The organism is Myxococcus sp. AM011, assembly GCF_013372595.1.
GTDB classification, from domain to species: Bacteria; Myxococcota; Myxococcia; order Myxococcales; family Myxococcaceae; genus Myxococcus; species Myxococcus eversor.
Map to the genome: position 1 here is coordinate 1 of NZ_JABXEM010000266.1, position 15,014 is coordinate 15,014.

16 protein-coding genes are annotated in these 15,014 nt (G+C 67.8%); 7 read left to right on the forward strand and 9 right to left on the reverse strand.

What is annotated here, in order from left to right:
* Window positions 1-97: 97 nt before the first annotated feature.
* The 8 genes from HUW62_RS38100 to HUW62_RS49270 all read right to left on the reverse strand — a co-directional run bounded on the left by HUW62_RS38100 (window position 98) and on the right by HUW62_RS49270 (window position 5,829).
* A complete protein-coding gene (locus tag HUW62_RS38100) occupies window positions 98-367 on the reverse strand; it encodes a hypothetical protein (protein WP_163867728.1) in 270 nt (89 codons plus the stop codon).
* A gap of 145 nt (window positions 368-512) precedes the next feature.
* A complete protein-coding gene (locus HUW62_RS38105) occupies window positions 513-926 on the reverse strand; it encodes a hypothetical protein (RefSeq protein ID WP_163867727.1) in 414 nt (137 codons plus the stop codon).
* A 213-nt stretch (window positions 927-1,139) separates the two neighbouring features.
* Window positions 1,140-1,547, reverse strand: coding sequence for a hypothetical protein (locus HUW62_RS38110; protein ID WP_176437203.1), 408 nt, complete (start codon window positions 1,545-1,547; stop codon window positions 1,140-1,142).
* A gap of 80 nt (window positions 1,548-1,627) precedes the next feature.
* On the reverse strand, window positions 1,628-2,170 hold the full coding sequence (locus HUW62_RS38115; RefSeq protein ID WP_163867725.1) for a hypothetical protein: 543 nt from the start codon (window positions 2,168-2,170) through the stop codon (window positions 1,628-1,630).
* Window positions 2,171-2,198: 28 nt separating this feature from the next.
* The gene (locus HUW62_RS38120; RefSeq protein ID WP_255203886.1) at window positions 2,199-3,137 is read right to left on the reverse strand and encodes a TraB/GumN family protein; all 939 of its coding nucleotides are present in this window, start codon (window positions 3,135-3,137) and stop codon (window positions 2,199-2,201) included.
* 75 nt (window positions 3,138-3,212) lie between these two features.
* A complete protein-coding gene (locus HUW62_RS38125) occupies window positions 3,213-3,623 on the reverse strand; it encodes a hypothetical protein (protein ID WP_176437205.1) in 411 nt (136 codons plus the stop codon).
* Between the two features lie 82 nt (window positions 3,624-3,705).
* Complete coding sequence (locus HUW62_RS38130) at window positions 3,706-4,347, reverse strand: hypothetical protein (RefSeq protein WP_163867722.1); 642 nt, start codon at window positions 4,345-4,347, stop codon at window positions 3,706-3,708.
* Between the two features lie 15 nt (window positions 4,348-4,362).
* Window positions 4,363-5,829, reverse strand: a complete 1,467-nt coding sequence (locus HUW62_RS49270) for a hypothetical protein (RefSeq protein ID WP_176437206.1) — start codon at window positions 5,827-5,829, stop codon at window positions 4,363-4,365.
* A 269-nt stretch (window positions 5,830-6,098) separates the two neighbouring features.
* On the opposite strand from HUW62_RS49270, the gene HUW62_RS38140 reads away from it, so the two are divergent.
* From HUW62_RS38140 to HUW62_RS38165, 6 genes are all read left to right on the forward strand, one after another.
* Window positions 6,099-6,836, forward strand: a complete 738-nt coding sequence (locus HUW62_RS38140) for a TetR/AcrR family transcriptional regulator (protein WP_163867721.1) — start codon at window positions 6,099-6,101, stop codon at window positions 6,834-6,836.
* A gap of 11 nt (window positions 6,837-6,847) precedes the next feature.
* Entirely contained in the window at window positions 6,848-7,843 is a 996-nt protein-coding gene (locus tag HUW62_RS38145) for a 3-oxoacyl-ACP synthase III family protein (RefSeq protein WP_163867720.1), read from the forward strand.
* Between the two features lie 15 nt (window positions 7,844-7,858).
* Window positions 7,859-9,412, forward strand: coding sequence for a long-chain fatty acid--CoA ligase (locus tag HUW62_RS38150; RefSeq protein ID WP_163867719.1), 1,554 nt, complete (start codon window positions 7,859-7,861; stop codon window positions 9,410-9,412).
* A 91-nt stretch (window positions 9,413-9,503) separates the two neighbouring features.
* Window positions 9,504-10,109: a hypothetical protein gene (locus tag HUW62_RS38155; RefSeq protein WP_163867718.1), complete on the forward strand. Its 606-nt coding sequence runs from the start codon at window positions 9,504-9,506 to the stop codon at window positions 10,107-10,109.
* Window positions 10,110-10,287: 178 nt separating this feature from the next.
* A complete protein-coding gene (locus tag HUW62_RS38160) occupies window positions 10,288-11,946 on the forward strand; it encodes a hypothetical protein (protein WP_163867717.1) in 1,659 nt (552 codons plus the stop codon).
* A gap of 2 nt (window positions 11,947-11,948) precedes the next feature.
* On the forward strand, window positions 11,949-13,130 hold the full coding sequence (locus tag HUW62_RS38165; RefSeq protein ID WP_176437207.1) for an alpha/beta fold hydrolase: 1,182 nt from the start codon (window positions 11,949-11,951) through the stop codon (window positions 13,128-13,130).
* A gap of 254 nt (window positions 13,131-13,384) precedes the next feature.
* Here HUW62_RS38165 and HUW62_RS38170 read toward each other — a convergent pair whose 3' ends face one another.
* Window positions 13,385-14,407 carry a lipase family protein gene (locus HUW62_RS38170; RefSeq protein WP_163867715.1) on the reverse strand — a complete coding sequence of 341 codons (1,023 nt, stop codon included), beginning with the start codon at window positions 14,405-14,407 and terminating at the stop codon, window positions 13,385-13,387.
* Window positions 14,408-14,559: 152 nt separating this feature from the next.
* Here HUW62_RS38170 and HUW62_RS38175 point away from each other — a divergent pair.
* Window positions 14,560-15,014: alcohol dehydrogenase catalytic domain-containing protein (locus tag HUW62_RS38175; protein WP_176437208.1), on the forward strand; the 455-nt coding region annotated here is incomplete at its 3' end.

Here is a 15,014-nt window from a genome sequence, read left to right on the forward strand (position 1 = left end):
GACCTCGCGGGTGACGCGGTCTCGACGGGTGGTGGACCCGGAGGCGGGCGTCAGGCGCGGCGGGGCTCCTGCTTGGGGGAGGAGCCCCTGGGGCGCGTCAGCCGTTGTAGCTGCAGAGCCACTTGTTGAAGGGCGTGCGCTGACACTCGCACTCGCCTTCCGCGCCATCGTTCCAGGTGCAGTGGGTGACCGCGCCCGGGCGACAGAACGTGCCGATGAGGGACTCACAGGCCCCGGCCAGTTCGGAGGACACCTGCTCGGTCTGCACGCTGTTCTCGGCGCCCTCCTCGAGCGCCTCGTCGCCGGTCTCGATGCCACCGCACGCCGTCAGACCGAAGGCCAGGGCCACCCTCCAGATTGCTCGCATGACTCCCTCCATGGATTCGCGCGGAATACGCGAGACGCGGAGCTAGCTTGGTTGGAGGGCGCAGGGCTGGGCAGGGGGCGCCGAAGACGCCGCGCGGAGGTGGAGTGACGAGAGGCGCGGTGCTCACGCCTCTCGTCCGCGGGCCTCAGAACAGCTTGGGCTCGTAGTAGGAGATCTTGCTCACGTGCAGGTAGGTGCACTGACCGGACGCGTCCCAATTGAACCAGAGATAGGACTCATCCCCGATGCTTCGAACCCCCTCCACAATCACCGGGTCGGTGGACGAACAGGTGCCGTAGACGCCTGCCGCGGAGTTTGCCACGCAGAGGACCCGGACCGGTCCTCCCGTGGAGGCCGCGTATGAAATGAGGTGGCAGCCAATGTGTTGCGTGGCGTCAGCGCTGTTTCTTGCCCCTGCCAGGGAGCCCTGTGCGTGGCCAGTCCCATCGCTGGCGTTGGTTACGGTGACAGGGGCTGCGCGCTTGTTCCCTGCCCACGCGGTCGTCCCGATGATGATAGCCACTGCCACGCCAGCCCACTTCATGCCACGCTTGTCCATGATGGCTCTCCTTGAGGTGACGGGAGGTCACTCGAAGGCCGAGGATGCTGTTGCCGGGGGGGGAAGGCGAATGGAATACGAGTGAAGTCTGTCTGACGTTCTCCAGGAGTTGTTTGGAGTTGTTCCAGGTGCGGGAAAACGTCGCCAGGAAGTCAATGGAGGCGCGGACGAGAGGCACGGCGCCTGCGCCTCCCGGCCGGGGGCCTCGGGGCCTCAGAACAGCTTGGGCTCGTAATAGGAGAACTTGGTCACGAGCAGATAGGTGCACCGGCCGGTCGGGTTCCACTGGAACTCAATGAAGGAGTCATCCCCGATGCTTCGAGCCGTCTCCAGAATCACCGGGTCGGTGGACGAGCAGGTGCCGTAGACGCCCGCCACGGTGTTCGCGGTGCAGAGCACACGGGGAGTTCCTCCTCCCGTCGCGTAGCCATAAACGTTACAGCCGATGTATTGGGTGGTGTCCGGGCTGTTTCGCGCGCCCGCCAGCGAACCCCAAGCAGTGCCACCACTGCCGCCGATGGCGACGGCGACGTTGGAGGCCAGCTTGGCCCCCGCCCATGCGGTCGCTCCGATGAGGACCGCCGCCGTCACTCCTGCCCACTTCATGATGTGCTTGTTCATGATGTCTCTCCTTGAAGTGACGGAAGGTCACTCGGAGAGCGAGGATGTTGTTGCCTGGGCGTGAAGGCAAATGGATTGCGTCAGAACGGAGCACCCATCGTCCGCACCTCGAGGGTGTTGGTGTTGAGCGTGACGACGAGCCGCTGGATGACTTCATCTCGCTGGGCGGGCGTCATGGCGCCGAGCTCCTTGCGCAGCGAACTGGCGTCCTCTTCCGTCCAGCGCCGTGCCGCGATGGCTTTGTCGATGACCCTGGTGCCTTCCTGGAAGGCCGCCAGGTTCTGGGGCGTGGGCTCCGGAGCGGGAGGCTTCTTCTGCGCATCCTCGGGCTCGGTGGGAGCCCTGTTGCCCAGCTCCTCGCGCAGCACCTGGGCCAGCTCCGCGCGCAGCCAGGCCGCGTCCACGGTGCTTCCCGTCGGAGGCGCGCTGGCGTGACGCATCTGGAGGGACGGGGCGCGTGTCGCTTCGAGGACGGACTGGAGCAGCGCGCGCTGGCGGGCAAGCTCCTCCAGCACGGGGCCCGTGTCGGCCGAGTTCGGCGCGGTGGCCCGTCCCGCGATGAAGCCCGTGAGGGGGCCCAGGCAGAGCGAGGTGGTCAGCAGCAGCTTCATCCGCGAGGACATGAGAGAACGCCTCCAGGGTGAGTCTTGGCTACTCGAGGGGTGTTTCGCGCGGGAGCTGGCGCACGGCGTGGCCCTTCTTCTGGAGGAGGGCCACGATTCCCTCGGGGCCGACGACGTGGCCCGCGCCCACCACCATCAAATGCACGCGGGGTTCGGTGAGCAGGGCTTCCAGGCGGGAGGCCATCTGCGTGTTGCGCTCGAAGAAGATGCGCTCGTAGACGGGGCGGTAGGTGGTGTCCTTGGCGCCTTCGAGGAGGATGGTGGCCATGCCGTCCGCGTCGCCGGCCTTCCAGGCGGAGGTGATGGCCTCGACGATTTCACCGGGGCCCTGCTCGCGGCGGAGCTGGTCTCGGAGCATGAGGTCCTGGAGGTTGTCGGGGGTGCCGGAGAGCATGCGGAACTGGCTCTCGGCGGACTCCAGCTCCAGCACCTGCATGTGGGCGGCGTGAGCGCGGTCGAGGAAGGCGCGGTCCACGCCGTGGCCCTGCTCGTAGCCGGCGGCCTGGAACTCCAGGTTGTTGAGGACGATGCCGGCGAGCCAGGGGCGCAGGCGCTCGAGTCCCTGCACTTGCACCTTGAGGCGGGTGGCGGCGCGGCTCAGGAGGTCACGGGTGCTGGGGTCCAGGCGTTGGGAGAGGCTCTGGCCTTCGGGGAGGGTGCCAAGCTCGCGTACGAGCTTCTGCATCGCGGTGGGGTCGGTGCGGGTGGTGTCGACCTCGACGGCGAGGACCTGGGCCCTGGAGAAGGCGGACTCCATGGCGGAGGGGAGGGTGAGGGCGCCGGCCTTGCCCATGTGGATGGAGCCGACGAGGTAGGCGGTGCCGCCGCGCGGGTCCTTCACTTCCCACAGGAAGGCGTTGCCGGAGTCGACGGGGACGTACTTCCTCGCGGCGGGCGTGGAGGCACAGCCGGCGCCGAGCAGCGCGACGAGGAGCAGGGACAGCGGCAGGAACGACGGGCGCTTCATGGTGTGGGCTTCCCCTTGAGTGTCCACGCATCGAACCATTCGGGTGCCCGCCGCGTCGAGGTGCGATGGCGTGGGTCAGTCCCGCTTCAAGATGACGCCGTCGTCACTGATGGCGTAGCTCGCGCCGGGGGCCATGACCTCGGGCTTGAGGCCGCAGCGCTCGGCTTCGTTGGGGGTGAAGTGGACGAACGTCATCCGCTCTCCGCGCACCAGCCAGGCGTCATAGGTGTCGGGGGCGAGAAGGCACCGTGTCATGGCATCGGCGCCCTTGGGTGGGGACGAGCCTGGATGCAGGAAGTCCTCCATGGCGATCTGGAGCGCCTTGAGCTGGTGGCCCTCCACGATGATGGAGGCGTCCTTGGTCCAGGACGGGAACTGGATGCTGTTGGCGACCTCGGGAGGCGCGAGCGGCGCTTGAGGACGTGCGCGGGAGAGCTGGCAGCCCCCGAGCGAGAGCGCGAGCACGCAGAGGGTGAGGGGCTTCATCCAGAGGAGCCTCGAACGAGTAGGAGTGGGTTCCGCCGACATGGACCCTCGGGGTGGAGTGTATCCACGGGGTACTTGTTCTTCAGAACCTCACGCCATCGAGTGTTTGCAGGACGGCGCGGAGCGACTCCTCGGTGGTGCCGCCGTACTTGGCGACAGCGGGCGCTGAAAAGGTCACGGCCGCGGTTTCTGGAGGTGACTTCAGCATGGCTTCCACGGTGATGCGGCTGGTGCCCGGCCAGGGCGCGGCGAGCAACTCCCGCTGCCTGTGAGTAGGGGCCAGGAAGGTGAAGCAGGGCCAGGACGGGAGCTTCAGTGTGTCGACGTCACAATTGACGAAGCGACAGGCGTCGAGTCGTGCTCCAGAGAAGTCGCAGTCCTCGATGCCGCCCAGTGTCCTGGCTGCCTCCTCGATGCCGCCCAGTGTCTTCTCTGCCCCCTCTTCGACGGGCCAGAGGCCGAAGTCGTTCCCGCTCATCGTGCCGGTGAAGCGGCAGCCCTTCAGGAATGCCCTGTACCAGCGGAGGTTCTTGAGCTCCTGCTTGACCTCGATGATGCAGTCGATGAGCCGTGGCCGGATGAGAATCAGGTTCCGGGCCGTGACCCTTATCGTCACGGTGCAGCCGCGAAGGGTCAGGTCCGGACCGAGGAAGGCGATGTCCTCACGACCGAGGACAATCCGCTCATTCTCTATCACCCTGTTCTCGATGTTGAGCTGAGCCATCCGTGCTCTCTTTGGTTAGAAGCCAATCATCCGGAAGAAGAAGCCCGCCATCCGCTGCCCGTGGAGCGCGAGGTTGGCGTCTGTTCCCGAGAGAATCTCGTACCTGTAGCCCGTGGAAGGATCAATCGCGTCGACGCCTCGGTTGCTCCAGCGCAGTTGCTGAAATTGGGCTTTCAACTGGTCCTCCACGTACCGCCCTCGAGCCTGCCGCTCAAGGAGGCGTGCCAGCCAGTGCGCTCCCTTCGCGAGAGCGGCGTCAATGGCGCGTGTTTCCTTGATGCTCAGCTTGTTGGGTCCCCACTGCCCTGCGGCGCGCAGCGCGGCGGCCTGAAGCTGGTCCCCGACCGGGTCGTTCTTGGGAATGGCGTGGGTGGGCTTGCCAGCGGGCACATGCCAGCGCTGCCCGTTGACGACCACCTGCTGATTGCCTCCCTGGTGTTGGACGAGGACGCGCACCGGTGCGCCCGTCGTCGCGGGAGGCACCGTGGCTTGCGTGCCGGGCCTACGCGCCAGGATGGAGAAGGTGCCCTCGGAAGTCGCCGCCACCGACTCCACTTCGGCCAGGGTCGCGAGCCTCGCGCCTCCCTGGGCCTCTGCCTGCACCGCAGCCTGGGTGTAGCCCGGTAACCCGGGCATCTTCTTCGAGAGCTTCCCCGCGCCAACGCCCACCGCCGCCGTGACGAGCATCACCAGCACCCGCGCGGTGTTCTCCCCCATCACCTTGCCGTAGGCCTCCCCGGCATCCTCCAACTCCCCGAAGGTGGTGGCCCGGCCCGCTTCCTCCATCAGCCGTGTCCAGCCCTGCATCAACCCCCAGACGGTGTCGACGCCCAGCCACGCCAGCAGGCCCACCGTCAGCACCGCCCCCACGCCCTTTGAAATCGGCTCGGGCAATGCCCACAGGACGAAGTAGAGCGTGGCGGACCACACCACGAGGGCCAGCACCGCCGCGGGGTCCGCCATGTCCCGGAGCGAGTGCCGCGTCTCCTCCAGCACCGAGCCCATCGCGAGCGCCAGCGCCACCGCATACCGGTCCTCGCTGCCCAGCACGGGCCCGTCCACCAGCAGGCGCAGGCAGTCCCCGCCACCCTGCGTGCGCTGACACCAGCGCAGGTACTCCCGCTTCAGCTCTGCCTCCGCTGCCGTCTCCGGGCGCACCTCCACGGAAGCCAGCCGGTAGACGCGTCCACCGCCCATGGGGCTCACGGGCTCGGAGTCCGGTGCGTGCGCGAGGAGCTGTCGGACAACCTCGGGCGAAACCCGCCCAGGACGGACCTCACGGGCCAGGCGCGTGACGACCCGGGTGAACTCCTCCTTGTCCAGCTCCACGGGCTCGTTGTCGGCGACCCGGAGCGGGACGACCCGCTGCGAATACCACGCGTCCGCCGCCTCCTCGCTGGAGGCCGTACGCGGAACCCGCGCCGCACCCCCACAGGCGGTCAGCAGTGCAAGCAGGAGGGCACCAGCCCGACGGAGCACCATGCGTCTCCCTTCAGCGGCGAGGACCTCCGACGCTACGGGGAACCCGTTTCCACCACGAGGACGTTGCGCGTCGCGCCACCTCGCCAGCACGGATGTTCTTACAGGGCGGCGAGCACCCCACTGACCCCCACGCCATTCGGGGTACGCTCCGCCGAGCGGAGACATGAGGTCTCCAGGTGACGCCCTGCGTCGCTCACAGTCCATGACGCGCGGAGCCATGCTCCGTGCTTTGACAACCCCGTCGAGCGGGTGCTACCGCTAGGTGAAACATGAATCGGCCTTCAACTTCTCCAGACCGCTCCGGACCCGTCACGCCGCGAGGACAGCGGACGCGTGCGAAGCTGCTGAAGGCCGCCGAGTCGGTCTTCGGAGAGAAGGGCTACGAGCGCGCCTCCATCGCGGACATCACCCGCAAGGGCGGCGTGGCGCTCGGCACGTTCTACGTCTACTTCCCGGACAAGCAGTCCATCTTCGTCGAAGTCGTCGACGACCTGGGCACCCGCCTGCGCCGCCTCATCGGTGACTCCACCGCCGCGTGCGAAAGCCGCATGGACGTGGAGCGCGAGGGCCTGCGCACCTTCTTCCAGTTCGTCCGCCAGCACCCCAACCTCTACCGCGTCGTGCGCCAGGCCGAGTTCGTCGACGCCGACTGCTACCGCCGCTACTACGACCGCTTCGCCAAGGGCTACGTCAACGGCCTGTCCATCGCCATGGACGCGGGCGAGGTCCGGCGCATGGACCCGGAGGCGCTCGCCTACTGCCTGATGGGCATCGCCGACTTCCTCGGCATGCGCTGGGTGCTCTGGGAGGAGGACCCGGGCCTGGAGCGCGTGCTCGACACCGCCATGGGCCTCATCCGCCACGGCATGGACTCCCGCTCGGCTGCTCCCGCGCGCAACAGCGTCAAGCCCACTGCCTCCAAGGCGAGCCCCACGAAGGCCGCCTCCGCCAAGAAGAAGAACACCCTGCGTCCCGCGCGCCGCCCGGCGCGCAGCGCCCGGAGCTGAGAAGACCGCACATGCGATACGCGCAGATCCTCGCCACTGGCCGTTACGTCCCCGAGAAGGTCCTCACCAACGCGGACGTCGAGAAGATTCTCGGTGAGCCGGTGGACGAGTGGCTCCAACAGAACGTGGGCATCAAGGAACGCCACGTCATGGCCGACACGGAGGCCACCAGCGACCTCTGCGTCGCCGCCGCCCGCCAGGCCCTGGAGCGCTCCGGGACGAAGCCCGAGGAGCTGGACCTCATCATCGTCGCCACCGACACGCCCGACTACCTGAGCCCCGCCACCTCCTCCGTGGTGCAGGCCAAGCTGGGCGCCTCCAACGCCGGCACCTATGACCTCAACTGCGCCTGCGCGGGTTGGGTGACGGCGCTGGACGTGGGCTCGAAGACGATTGCGGCCGATGACGGCTACCACCGCATCCTCGTGGTCGGCGCGTACGGCATGACGCGCTACGTGAACTGGAAGGACAAGAAGACCTGCACCCTGTTCGCGGACGGCGCGGGCGCGGTGGTGCTCGGCGCGGGCGACAAGCCCGGCTTCATGGGCGCTCGGCTGCTGGCCAATGGCGAGTACCACGACGCGCTCGGCATCTACACCGGCGGCACCCACCGTCCCGCCACCGCGGAGACGCTGCCCCTCACCGGGGGCAAGCCCGCCGTCCAGTTCGTCCGCAAGTTCCCCGCGACCTTCAACACCGAGCGCTGGCCCATGCTGTTGGACCAGCTCCTCAAGAAGCAGTCGCAGACGCTGGACGACGTGAAGCTCTTCGTCTTCACCCAGCTCAACCTGCGCACCATCGAGGCCACCATGAAGGTGCTCGGCCAGCCGATGGCCAAGGCGCACTACACCATGGACAAGTGGGGTTACACCGGCTCGGCTTGCATCCCGATGACGCTCGATGACGCCGTCGTCCAGGGCAAGGTGCGCCGGGGCGACCTCGTGGCCTTCTGTGCCAGCGGCGGCGGTCTCGCCATGGCCTCCGCCCTCTACCGCTGGACGGCCTGATTCGTGGAGGCGCGCATGTTCATCGGCGACTGGATGGGGCGGGGCGCCCTGTACTGGCCCGAGCACGTCGCGGTGGTGGACACGGCCAAGGGTGACGCCGGCCGCTTCACCTACCGTGCCCTGAACACGCGCGCCGAGGCGCTCGGCGGCTGGCTGCGCGACGTGGCCGGCGTGAAGCGCGGCGACCGCGTGGGCATCGTCGCCCACAACGGCGTCGAGTACCTGGATGCGCTCTACGCCTGCGGCAAGCTGGGCGCCATCTTCGTCCCCTACAACTGGCGCCTGCACGCGACCGAACTCACGGACCTGGTGCGCGCCATCCGCCCGCGCGTGCTCCTCTTCGGCGACGACTTCCGTGACGCCGTGGCCCAGGTGCGCGAGAGCATCGGCGACTCGCTCGGCCTGGTGTCCCTGGAGTCGCAGGGGCTGCCCGGCGCCGCTGTGTACACGGAGGTCCTGGCGCACCGCTCCGCCGAGCCCGTGAAGAACGACGCGGTGTCCGAGGAGGACACGCTGTGCCTGCTCTTCACCGGCGGGACGACGGGCCGTTCGAAAGGCGCGTGCATCAGCTACCGCATGGTGGCGTGGAACACGCTCAACACGCTGGTGCACGAGCTGCGCCCCGGCGACGTCACGGTGACGCACACGCCCATGTTCCACACGGGCGGACTGCTCGTGTACTCGGTGCCGCTGCTCACCGCGGGTGGCACCATCGTCATCATGCGCCGGTGGGACCCGGAGGAGCTGCTCGCGCTCATCCCTCGCGAGAAGGTGTCGCTCTTCTTCGCGGTGCCCACGCAGTACCAGCAGTTGCTCGACTCGCCGCGCTTCGCGACGACGGACTTCTCCACCGTGCGCTTCATGACCAGCGGTGGCGCGGCGCTGCCGGTGCCGCTGATTCAAGCGTGGCAGGCCGTGCACGCGGTGCCCTTCAAGCAGGGCTTCGGCATGACGGAGTTCGGCCCGGGAATCTTCAGCATGGGGCCCGAGTTCGCGGTGTCGAAGGCGGGCTCCATCGGCCGCCCCAACTACTTCATCGCGGCGAAGCTGGTGGACGACGACGGCCGCGAGGTGCCGACGGGCGACGTGGGTGAGCTGCTCCTCAAGGGGCCCTCCATGTGCTCGGGCTACTTCGAGGACGAGGCCGCCACGCGCGAGGCCATCGACGCGGATGGCTGGTTCCACACCGGAGATTTGGCGCGCAAGGACGCGGACGGCTTCTTCACCATCTCCGGCCGCAAGAAGGACATGTTCATCTCCGGCGGAGAGAACGTGTACCCGCTGGAGTTGGAGTCGGTCCTCTATGAGCACGCGGCCGTGCAGCAGTGCTCGGTCATCGGCGTGCCGGACGCGAAGTGGGGCGAGGTGGGCCGGGCCTTCGTGGTGCTCAAGCCCGGGGAGGCGTGCTCCGCGGAGGCGCTGCTGGAGCACCTGCGCGGGAGGCTCGCGCGCTTCAAGGTGCCCAAGCGGGTGGAGCTGGTGGAGCGCCTGCCCATCTCCGCGGCGGGAAAGATTCTCAAGCGCGAGCTGCGCGAAGCGGCCATCGCCGCCGAGGCGGAGGGGCGATGACCCCCTCCGTGTCCGACGCGCCGCGCTGATACATTTTTATCGGCTGTCGTCACATCCCGGCGGTGACGCCGGAGAGAAGAGGAGCACTCACATGAAGAAGAAGCTGCTGTCCGCGGTCATGGTTTGCGCGCTGGGCCTCGTAGGCTGCGGAGATGATGGCGACGACGACAAGGATCCGCCCGTCGAGGCGCCCAAGCTGAACAGCTCCGCCAACATCCTCGCGTTCCTCGAGGGCAAGTCGATGCTGATGACGGGGGCCAACATCCCCAGCCACCCCAATGGCTTCAGCGAAGATGTCGACTTTGGCGCGTCGTCCCAGTGTTACAAGAGCGTCACCATGTCGGTGGCCGGTGGCAACTTCAAGGTCGACAGCATCCCGGGCACCATCACCGATGGCGTCTGCAACCATGAAGCGGCGAAGAACCCGCTCTCCTTCACGTCCAACACCGTCCTCATCGAGAACGTGGCGTCCGACGGAAGCTGCTTCGACGTGACGTTCACCTTCCCGGGCGGTCTGGTGCAGGAAGGCCGTGGTGGCTTCACCGCGGACCAGAAGACGCTCAAGCTGGAGATCTTCTTCAAGAACCAGTCGACGGGCAGCCGCTGCGCCAACGGCGCGGTGGGCACGTCCAGCTCCGTGACGCTCAACGGCCAGCCCTTCACGGGCAACGCCGTGCAGACGTACGCCATCCAGTAGGCCCGTCACACCTCGTGCCGGAGAGAGGGCGCGCTCCCGCCCTCTCTTCCGGACGAAGGACTGGACGCGGGCGCTCGCCGCCCCGTCCCAGGAGCACGGCCGTACGCAGCGCCAGCGACAGTGGTGACATCCGAGCCCGGTGCACCGGGAGTGCCCCGTGCGCGGGGCCGAGGTGGATATGACGGGAAGTGGGTTTGAAGCACGCGAGACGCTGCGGCGAGGCGCGAGGATGCTCGCGGCGCTGGGGCTCGTGGGACTGGCGACGCCAGCCGCCGCGCAGAGCACCCCGGTGCCAGGGCTGTACGCCGAGTGGATGGAGGCGAAGGACCGCGAGGAGGACGCCGAGCCTCGTGAATTCACCCTCATCAACTACTTCTTCACCCGCGTCTCCATGACGAACCAGGTCGGTGACCCGGCGGGCCTGCGCGGCGTGTCGCTGGGTCCCATCGGCTCGCCGGTGGGCAGCGCGGTGAGCACGGAGTCGGGCCGCTCGGCGTACTTCATCGAGCAGCGCTGGATTCCCGTCATCGAGTACAGCCCCTTCTTCGTCGACGGGCTGGCGTCCTTCCGCGCGCAGTTCGAGGTGGACTTCCTCTGGGGCCGCTCGGCCAACACCATTGGCCAGAACGAGGGCGGCGGCTTCAACGCCGACCAGGTCAACATCCAGACGAAGAACGTCAACGTCGCCATCTACCCGACGCGCAATCCCAGCCAGCTCACGCTGCTCGTGGGCACGCAGCCCGTCTACGACAGCGCCTATGACCCGACGCGCACGCCGCTGTCGGACCTCACGCGCACGGGCTACAAGCTGGCCTTCCTCGGCAGCGACGCGACGGGCCTCTCCATCTTCAGCAGCTACAAGGGCAGCGCGCGCCTGAGCCTGATGCCGCTGGGCACCGCGCAGGCGGACCGCGCCACGAAGAACGACCCGCGCCTGAAGTACATCTGGCTGGCGATGGCGGACTACGTCTACCCGGTGCGCCCCAACACCAACGTGGGCGCGTCGTTCTGGGTCCTGAACGACGACACCAAGGGTGACGCGTACGCCTTCGAGGGCCTGGTGAAGAGCGGCCCGTCGTCCTCGGGCCTGCCCGGCTTCACCGGCACGGCGCGCTTCAACATCAACCGTCCCACCGGCACCGTGTTCTGGGCGGGTGCGCACTTCAATCACAACATCGACTTCCGCAACGGGCGGCTCGGGGCCTCCGGCTTCGTCATGTACAACGGCGGCAAGTACACGAGCGACGACCCGGAGAACTCGGTGCTCGACGAGCTGAACATCTCCGGTGTGTCCGCCAACCTGGAGGTCCTGTACCAGTGGGGCCGCGGCCCCGGCGACGTCATCACCGTGGAGGGCATGTTCACCTCCGGTGACAGCAACCTGGAGGACGACAAGTACACGGGCGCCTTCACGCTGAACCAGTACGGCCTGCCGGGCGCGGTGTGGTTCAACCACAAGATGCTCATCCTGTTCCCTTTCACCAGCACGGTGAACAACTACACGGGCGCGGTGACGGACATCTCCAACCAGGGTTACGGCCTGCGCGCGGGCATTGCCTCGGCGGCGTGGGACATCATCCCCAACAAGCTCAACCTCAAGGTGGCCACGGGCCTGGCCAACGCGGGCTCGGACCCGGCGCGCTGGGTGGCCGACGTGCGGCGCGGCCGGTTCATCGGCGCGGAGGTCAACGCGGAGCTGCGCTACCACATCCGGTATCTCATGACCGTGGGTCTCCACGGCGGCTACCTCTTCCGCGGCAGCTTCTACGACGGTGCGACCACCGTGCAGAGCGACCCGTGGGCGGCCTTCACCACCTTCACCTGGTACGCGTTCTGACCATGAGCTCCTCCCGCGCTTTCACCGCGTTGCTCCTCGCGGCGGGGCTGTCCTCCGCCGGTTGCGTGCGCTCGTATGCTGGCGAGTCCGCGCTGTCCTTCCAGGACCTCGACTACTCCACCGAGGGCACCAGGCAGCCCTGGCCCGTGCACCGCGTCTCGCTGCCGGACGTCACCGCCCGCTACAAGCTGGCCACCGAACTCCACGTCTCCTACGTGGACCTGCCGGCATCGTCGCCAGACGCGCGGACGGTGGTCTTCGTGCATGGGCTCGGCTCGTATCTGAAGTTCTGGCGGGCCCAACTGGATGTGTTCCATGCGCAGGGTTACCGCGTCATCGCGGTGGACCTGCCCGGCTACGGGAAGTCCGACAAGCCGGCGACGTTCCCGTACACCATGGAGGCGATGGCCGACGTGGTGCACGAGCTGACGCGGGCGCTGGGCGTGGACAAGCCCATCCTCGCGGGTCACTCGATGGGCGGGCAGACGTCGCTGTCGTACGCCATCCGGTATCCGGAGGCGCTCAGCGCGCTGGTGCTGGTGTCTCCGGCCGGGTTCGAGAAGTTCACCTGGAAGGAGAAGGCGTGGTTCGCGCGGGTGATGAGCTCGGAGTTCATCAAGTACGCGCCCGAGGCGAACATCTGGGGCAGCGTGCGCCAGGGCAACTTCATGCACTGGAGGCCGCAGCTCGACTGGTTGGTCGAGGAGCGCGTGCGGCTGGCGAAGTCGCCCGAGTTCGACTCGTACGCCTACGCCAACGTCCGCACGGTGCGAGGGCTGGCGCACAACGACTTCGTGCGCGAGAACATCCAGCACATCACGGTGCCCACGCTCATCGTCTACGGCACGGATGACCGGCTGATTCCCAACCCGTTCCTCCACGGCGGCGAGGCGCGCGACATCATGGAGTACGGCGCGTCCCGCATCCCCGGCGCCGCGCTGGCGCCGATGAAGGGCTGTGGCCACACGGTGCAGCTCGACTGCCCCGCGCCGTTCAACGAGACGGTGCTCGCGTTCCTGAAGGACCCGGCGGCGGCGAAGCCCTTCGTCGCGAAGGAGACGCCGAAGGACAAGGCGCCCAAGCCGGGTGAGCCCGCGCCGGTGCCGGGTGCGCCGGAGACGCAGCCGTCGCCCACGCCCGCGCAGAACGATGCGCCGGCTCCGTCGGACGGTCCGAGGCCGTGAGTGCTGGTGCCGCCGCGTCCCCGGTGGGATGCGGCGGCACGAGCGCGTCCAGCCCGTGACGCGAGGACGGCCGCATCCACTCCCCCACGGCGTGGATGGGCCGTCGTCCGGTGCCTCCCGTGAGGAAGGTGCCGGAAGCTCGCTGTCACGGTGCTGTGGAAGGACGAGGTGCTCCCGCCCTTCGTGAATCGAACCGTCCTGAGACTCCCGGCGGCGCCTGGACGTCGGCGTGCCGGGAGCCCGGTGCGCGTGCCTTACGGAATGGTGTGGTTGCGCACCATGCTGTACTGCACCGCCGCCGTCAGGTCCTTCGAGTTGAAGTGCCCGTAGGGATAGGCCGAGTAGACCTTCTCGCCATTCTGACCGGGGATGCGGGAGGTGTACTCGCCGTACACGATGCCGCCGTAACCGACGATTTCATCGGCCGTCGAGTAGATGCTGTAGCGGTAGGCGCCCTCGTAGCCGCTCGAGGAGCGGAGGTTGTCCAGGTACGCGGAGCGCCCCATCACCAGGCCGAAGTAGAGGTAGCCCGGATACAGGCCGTTGGTGGAGCCGCACGTCGGAGTCGACGGGCCCGTCTGGTAGCAGGACGTGAGGCCCAGGTTCGCGCCGGCGATGCCGACGAAGGTGTCCACCGAACTGGTGAGCGCCGAGCCGACGTTGTACGAGCCGCCGTTGGCCGAGTCGTTCGCCGTGCCGCCGAGGATGGCCTTGCGCGCGAGCGTCACGCCCATGGAGTGGGTGACGATGTCCACCTTCGTCGCGCCGGTGTACGCCTTCACCGCCTCGATGAACTTGCGCACCTTCATGACGTTCGTCTTCGAGTGGTACTGCACCGCGGTCTGCATGATGTCCGCGGGGCCCCAAGTCGTCGCGTACAGCTCGCTCGGCTTGTATCCATTGGCGAGGAAGTACTCGATGGATGCATTCCAACCCGACTGACCCGCGGTGCCAGTGCCCACGGCCTTGTCGGAGTTGCCGTGGATGAAGATGACGGGCGTGTTCACCACGGTGTCGGTGGCGCTCGCCTTTCCGCCGAAGCTGCCTCCGACGAGGTCGGCGCGGGGGAAGTCGTAGCTGCTGTAGCCGTTGGAGGTGAGCCACTGGCGGAAGTGCGGAGTGAGGCCCGCGGTGGAGACCGCGGCGGCCTCATTCGTGCCGAGCTGCTCGGTGGCGGGGGCTTCGGGCGCGAGGGGCTCCTCTTGCTCCGGTCCGCAGCCAGTGAGGGCGCCGACGAGCAGGGGGGCCATGAGGAACAGCGAATGCCGCAATCGCATGGAGGACTCCTTCTGTTGTGGGGGATGCGCGCCCGGACCAATGAAAGTCATCGAGCGCGAGACACAGTGTAGAGACATCTCGCGCGCGAGTCGTCCGTCGTGTGGACGAGCACGCACGTTGTCGCGCTGCGTCGCGTGATACTCACGGGGACATGCGCGCACGCAAGGTCGTCATCCCGAAAGCCGGTGGGTACGAGCAGCTCCGACTTGAAAACCTGAATCAGCTTTCACCTGGGCCCGGGGAGGTGGTGGTGGCCACCGAGGCCATCGGGGTGAACTATGCGGACTGCGTCATCCGCATGGGCCTGTACGCCTCCGCGAAGGAGTATGTGGGGTGGCCGATTACCCCCGGCTTCGAGTTCGCAGGCACGGTGCAGTCGGTGGGTGCGGGGGTGGAGGACCTGGCGCCCGGAGCGCGGGTGTTCGGGGTGACGCGGTTCGGCGGGTACGCGACGCACGTGGCGGTGCCTCGGCATCAGGTGTTCGCGCTGCCGTCGAAGCTGACGATGGAGCAGGCGGCGGGATTTCCGGCGGTGTTCCTGACGGCGTACTACGCGCTGTTCGAGCTGGCGCATCCGAGGCCGGGGACGAACGTGCTGGTGCACTC